Annotated in this window: 4 protein-coding genes and 2 pseudogenes; 5 read left to right on the plus strand and 1 reads right to left on the minus strand. The window is 63.5% G+C overall.

Annotated features, from left to right (window positions below):
• The 3 genes and pseudogenes from eno to ispD all read left to right on the plus strand — a co-directional run.
• A pseudogene (eno, locus tag HP547_RS01910) lies at positions 1–765 on the plus strand (phosphopyruvate hydratase); the annotation flags it as partial.
• A 184-nt stretch (positions 766–949) separates the two neighbouring features.
• The gene (gene ftsB, locus HP547_RS01915; RefSeq protein ID WP_172219556.1) at positions 950–1,231 is read left to right on the plus strand and encodes a cell division protein FtsB; all 282 of its coding nucleotides are present in this window, start codon (positions 950–952) and stop codon (positions 1,229–1,231) included.
• Positions 1,228–1,935, plus strand: a complete 708-nt coding sequence (gene ispD / locus HP547_RS01920) for a 2-C-methyl-D-erythritol 4-phosphate cytidylyltransferase (RefSeq protein ID WP_172285377.1) — start codon at positions 1,228–1,230, stop codon at positions 1,933–1,935. Before ftsB ends, ispD begins: the two co-directional genes overlap by 4 nt.
• Before the next feature lie 134 nt (positions 1,936–2,069).
• Here ispD and HP547_RS01925 read toward each other — a convergent pair whose 3' ends face one another.
• Positions 2,070–2,966, minus strand: coding sequence for a LysR substrate-binding domain-containing protein (locus tag HP547_RS01925; RefSeq protein WP_172219560.1), 897 nt, complete (start codon positions 2,964–2,966; stop codon positions 2,070–2,072).
• A gap of 107 nt (positions 2,967–3,073) precedes the next feature.
• On the opposite strand from HP547_RS01925, the gene HP547_RS01930 reads away from it, so the two are divergent.
• Entirely contained in the window at positions 3,074–4,186 is a 1,113-nt protein-coding gene (locus HP547_RS01930; RefSeq protein WP_016712915.1) for an S-(hydroxymethyl)glutathione dehydrogenase/class III alcohol dehydrogenase, read from the plus strand.
• Between the two features lie 23 nt (positions 4,187–4,209).
• Positions 4,210–4,826: pseudogene (gene fghA, locus HP547_RS01935) on the plus strand (S-formylglutathione hydrolase); the annotation flags it as partial.

The raw sequence follows: 4,826 nt of genomic DNA on the forward strand, positions 1-4,826 counted from the left end.
GCCAAGACCTTCTCCGACGGCCTGCGCATGGGCACCGAAATCTTCCACCACCTCAAAGCCGTGCTCAAGGCCCGTGGCCTGAACACCGCCGTAGGTGACGAAGGTGGCTTCGCGCCGAACCTGGCTTCCAACGAAGACGCCCTGGCCGCCATCGCCGAAGCCGTCGAGAAGGCCGGCTACAAGCTGGGCACCGACGTGACCCTGGCCCTGGACTGCGCAGCGTCAGAATTCTACGAAGACGGCAAGTACAACCTGTCTGGCGAAGGCAAGTCGTTCGACGCCGAAGGCTTTGCCGAGTACCTGAAAGGCCTGACCGAGCGTTTCCCGATCATCTCGATCGAAGACGGCCTGGACGAGTCCGACTGGGCAGGCTGGAAGATTCTCACCGACAAGATCGGCGAAAAGGTTCAGTTGGTTGGCGACGACCTGTTCGTGACCAACACCAAGATCCTCAAGGAAGGCATCGAGAAGGGCATCGGTAACTCGATCCTGATCAAGTTCAACCAGATCGGCTCGCTGACCGAAACCCTGGAAGCCATCCAGATGGCCAAGGCTGCCGGCTACACTGCCGTGATCTCGCACCGCTCCGGTGAAACCGAAGATTCGACCATTGCCGACCTGGCCGTGGGTACCGCTGCCGGCCAGATCAAGACCGGTTCGCTGTGCCGTTCCGATCGCGTTTCCAAGTACAACCAGCTGTTGCGCATCGAAGAGCAACTGGGTGCCAAAGCGGTATACCGTGGTCGTACCGAGTTTCGCGGCTAAGCAAGAGATGGTAAAAAGACAGTCGCCGGAGCTGTAGGAACGTTCGTACTGAATTTTCCTACAATCCTCCAACGGGTTTCTGTCTGCGAAGCCTGGCCTCGGCCAGGCTTCGTGCTATTCGAAACCCCGAACTGGACCCCATGACTGAAAAGCGTGCGGCGGTCTTTTTTACCTGGATACCATCATGCGCAGTCCTTATTGGTTGTTCCTCGTCCTGCTCCTGCTGCTGGGTGGCCTGCAGTACCGCCTGTGGGTGGGTAATGGCAGCCTCGCGCAAGTGACCGAGCTACAGCAGCAGATCGCCGAGCAGCATGCCGAAAACGAGCGCCTGCTCGAGCGGAACCGCGTGCTCGATGCCGAAGTGCTGGAGTTGAAAAAAGGCATGGAGACCGTTGAAGAACGGGCTCGCCACGAATTGGGAATGGTCAAAGAGGGCGAAACCCTCTTCCAGTTGCCACAGAAATGATCGATACCTTGCCGGCCTTCTGGGCCGTGATTCCTGCTGCGGGCGTAGGTGCCCGCATGGCTGCCGACCGCCCCAAGCAATACCTGGAGCTGGCCGGGCAGACCCTTCTTGAGCACAGCCTCGACTGTTTTCTTGGCCATCCCGCGCTCAAGGGCGTGGTGGTCAGCATTGCCGAAGATGACCCCTACTGGCCCGGCCTGCGCTGCGCCCGTGATCCGCGCATCCAGCGCGCGGCGGGTGGCCGCGAGCGTGCCGACTCGGTGCTGAACGCGTTGCTGTTGCTGCATGCCCAAGGGGCGGCGGACAGCGACTGGGTGCTGGTGCACGATGCCGCGCGGCCGAACCTGGCGCGCAGCGACCTGGACAAGCTGTTGTCGGAGCTGGCGGACGACCCGGTGGGCGGCCTGCTGGCGGTGCCGGCACGCGATACCCTGAAGCGTGCCGACAGCAATGGACGAGTGAGCGCCACCGTTGATCGCAGTACGATCTGGCAGGCGTATACACCGCAGATGTTCCGCCTGGGGGCCCTGCACCGGGCGCTGGCCGAGTGCCTGGTGTCGGATGTAGTGGTGACCGATGAGGCCTCCGCCATCGAATGGTCCGGCCAGGCGCCGCGGCTGGTCGAAGGGCGCAGTGACAATATCAAGGTGACCCGGCCGGAAGACCTGGAGTGGCTGCGCCAGCGTTGGTCGGGTAGACGCTGAGCTCGCTGGGTCCGCTTCGCGGCCCAATCGCCGGCAAGCCAGCTCGCACAGTAACCGCGATGCCCTCAGGTCTGTGGGGACCCTGTGGGAGCTGGCTTGCCGGCGATTGGGCCGCGAAGCGGACCGCTTTGCAATCAGATCCCGCGATACTCCGGTAACCCCGCCAACCCTTCCTTCAGGTAATCCACCAGGCGCCGCACCTTCGGCGACAGGTGCCGCTGCTGCGGATACAACGCCCATACCGCAGTATTCGGCGGCTGGTGCGCCTCCAGCAGCGAGACCAATGCGCCGCTGTTGAAATGTTCCCGTACGTAATAGTCCGGCAACTGGCACAAGCCGATGCCTTGCAATGCCGCATCCAGCACCGCCTGACCGCTGTTGCAACGCCAGTTACCCTGAACCCGCTGGCTGATCTCGCGGCCGTCCTGCTGCAACGCCCACAAGTCCGAGCTGCCCACCAGGCAGTTGTGCCGCGCCAGCTCCGACAGGCTGTGCGGTCGGCCATAGCGCTCCAGGTAAGCCGGCGAGGCACACAGGTACATGCGTCGGGGCGCCAGGCGGGTGGCCACCAGCCGCGAGTCGGCCAGCCGGCCCAGACGGATCGCCAGGTCCATGCCTTCATGCAGCAGGTCAAGGGTGTTGTTGCTCAGTTCAACGTCCACCCGCAATTGCGGGTACAGCGCCATGAACCGCGTCACCAGTGGCACGATGAAACGCTCGCCGTAGGCCACCGCGCAGGTCATGCGCAGCAGCCCTTTGGGCTCGCTGGCCAGGTCACCCATGGCGCGCAGGGCTTCCTCACGGCCATCCTGCAGGCGCTGGCAATGCTGGAGAAAGGTCTGCCCGGCCTCGCTCAGGGTTACCCGGCGGGTGCTGCGGTACAGCAGTCGTGTTTGCAGGCGCTCTTCCAGCCGGGCTATCTGCCGGCTGATGTGCGACGAGGAGACGCCCAAGCGTTCGGCTGCCGCCGTGAACTGCCCCGACTCGGCCACGGCGACGAATTCGTCTATGCCTTCCCAGCGGCTGCTCATGGATTATCCCTGTATGGCAATAATGTTTTGTCTTGGCCCGGATTATTCATCAAATGAGGGTGAATTACACTGCCAGCCTGAATCGCCACTCTGTCTGGAGACCTTTGATGATCAAGTCCCGTGCTGCCGTAGCCTTTGAAGCCAAGAAACCCCTGGAAATCGTCGAAGTCGACGTGGCCATGCCCAAGGCGGGTGAGGTGCTGCTGCGCGTGGTCGCCAGTGGTGTCTGCCACACCGACGCCTACACCCTGTCCGGTGCCGACCCGGAGGGGATCTTCCCGTCGATCCTCGGCCACGAAGGCGGCGCGATCGTCGAAGCGGTAGGTGAGGGCGTGACCTCGGTGGCCGTCGGCGACCATGTGATCCCGCTGTACACACCGGAATGCGGCAAGTGCAAGTTCTGCCTCTCGGGCAAGACCAACCTGTGCCAGGCCATCCGTGCCACCCAGGGCAAGGGTCTGATGCCGGACGGCACCACGCGCTTCTCCTATAAGGGCCAGCAGCTGTTCCACTACATGGGTACCTCGACCTTCTCCGAGTACACCGTGCTGCCGGAAATCTCGGTGGCCAAGATCCAGAAGGAAGCGCCGCTGGAGAAGGTGTGCCTGCTGGGCTGCGGCGTCACTACCGGCATCGGTGCGGTGCTCAATACCGCCAAAGTCAAGCCGGGTGACACCGTGGCCATCTTCGGCCTCGGCGGCATCGGCCTGTCGGCAGTGATCGGTGCGGTGAAGGCCAAGGCCTCGCGCATCATCGCCATCGACATCAACCCGGCCAAGTTCGAGATCGCCCGCCAGCTGGGCGCCACCGACTGCATCAACCCGAAAGACTACGACCGGCCGATCCAGGAAGTCATCGTCGACCTCACCGACGGCGGCGTGGACTTCTCCTTCGAATGCATCGGTAATGTCCAGCTGATGCGTGCGGCGCTGGAATGCTGCCACAAGGGCTGGGGCGAATCTGTGATCATCGGTGTAGCCGGTGCCGGCCAGGAAATCGCCACCCGTCCGTTCCAGCTGGTCACCGGCCGCGTCTGGCGCGGTTCGGCGTTCGGCGGCGTGCGCGGCCGCAGCGAGCTGCCAAGCTACGTGGAAATGTCCGAGAAGGGCGAGATTCCGCTGGATACCTTCATCACCCATACCATGGGGCTGGAAGACATCAACAAGGCCTTTGACCTGATGCACGAAGGCAAGAGCATCCGCAGCGTGATCCACTTCTGAGGTGAGCCATGAGCCTGGATAACATCTCCTGCCAGAAGAGCTTCGGCGGCTGGCACAAGCGTTACCGGCATCACTCCAAGGTGCTGGGCTGCGACATGGTATTTGCCGTGTACCTGCCGCCGCAGGCGGAGCAGGGTGAGAAGCTGCCGGTGCTGTACTGGCTCAGCGGCCTGACCTGCACCGACGAGAACTTCATGCAGAAGGCCGGCGCCCAGCGCCTGGCCGCCGAGCTGGGGCTGATCATCGTTGCCCCGGACACCAGCCCGCGTGGCGAGCAGGTGCCGGGTGACCCGGACGGTGCCTGGGACTTCGGCCTGGGTGCCGGCTTCTACCTCAACGCGACTCAGCAACCCTGGGCCCAGCACTACCGGATGCACGACTACGTGGTGCAGGAGTTGCCGGTGCTGATCGAGGCGCACTTCCCGGCATCGGCCGAGCGCAGCATCAGCGGCCACTCCATGGGCGGGCATGGTGCGCTGGTGTGCGCCTTGCGCAACCCGGGGCGGTACCGCTCGGTGTCCGCGTTCTCGCCGATCAGCAACCCGATGGATTGCCCGTGGGGCGAAAAGGCCTTCAGCCGCTACCTGGGTGAAGACCGCGCGCGCTGGCGTGAATGGGATGCCAGCGTATTGCTGGCCGA

Source organism: Pseudomonas sp. CM27, from assembly GCF_013179515.1.
Lineage (GTDB): Bacteria > Pseudomonadota > Gammaproteobacteria > Pseudomonadales > Pseudomonadaceae > Aquipseudomonas.

Coding starts and splice junctions, on each gene's coding strand:
- ftsB (WP_172219556.1), top strand. CDS start 950: ATGCGCAGTCCTTATTGGTTGTTCCTCGTCCTGCTCCTGCTGCTGGGT.
- ispD (WP_172285377.1), top strand. CDS start 1,228: ATGATCGATACCTTGCCGGCCTTCTGGGCCGTGATTCCTGCTGCGGGC.
- HP547_RS01925 (WP_172219560.1), bottom strand. CDS start 2,966: ATGAGCAGCCGCTGGGAAGGCATAGACGAATTCGTCGCCGTGGCCGAG.
- HP547_RS01930 (WP_016712915.1), top strand. CDS start 3,074: ATGATCAAGTCCCGTGCTGCCGTAGCCTTTGAAGCCAAGAAACCCCTG.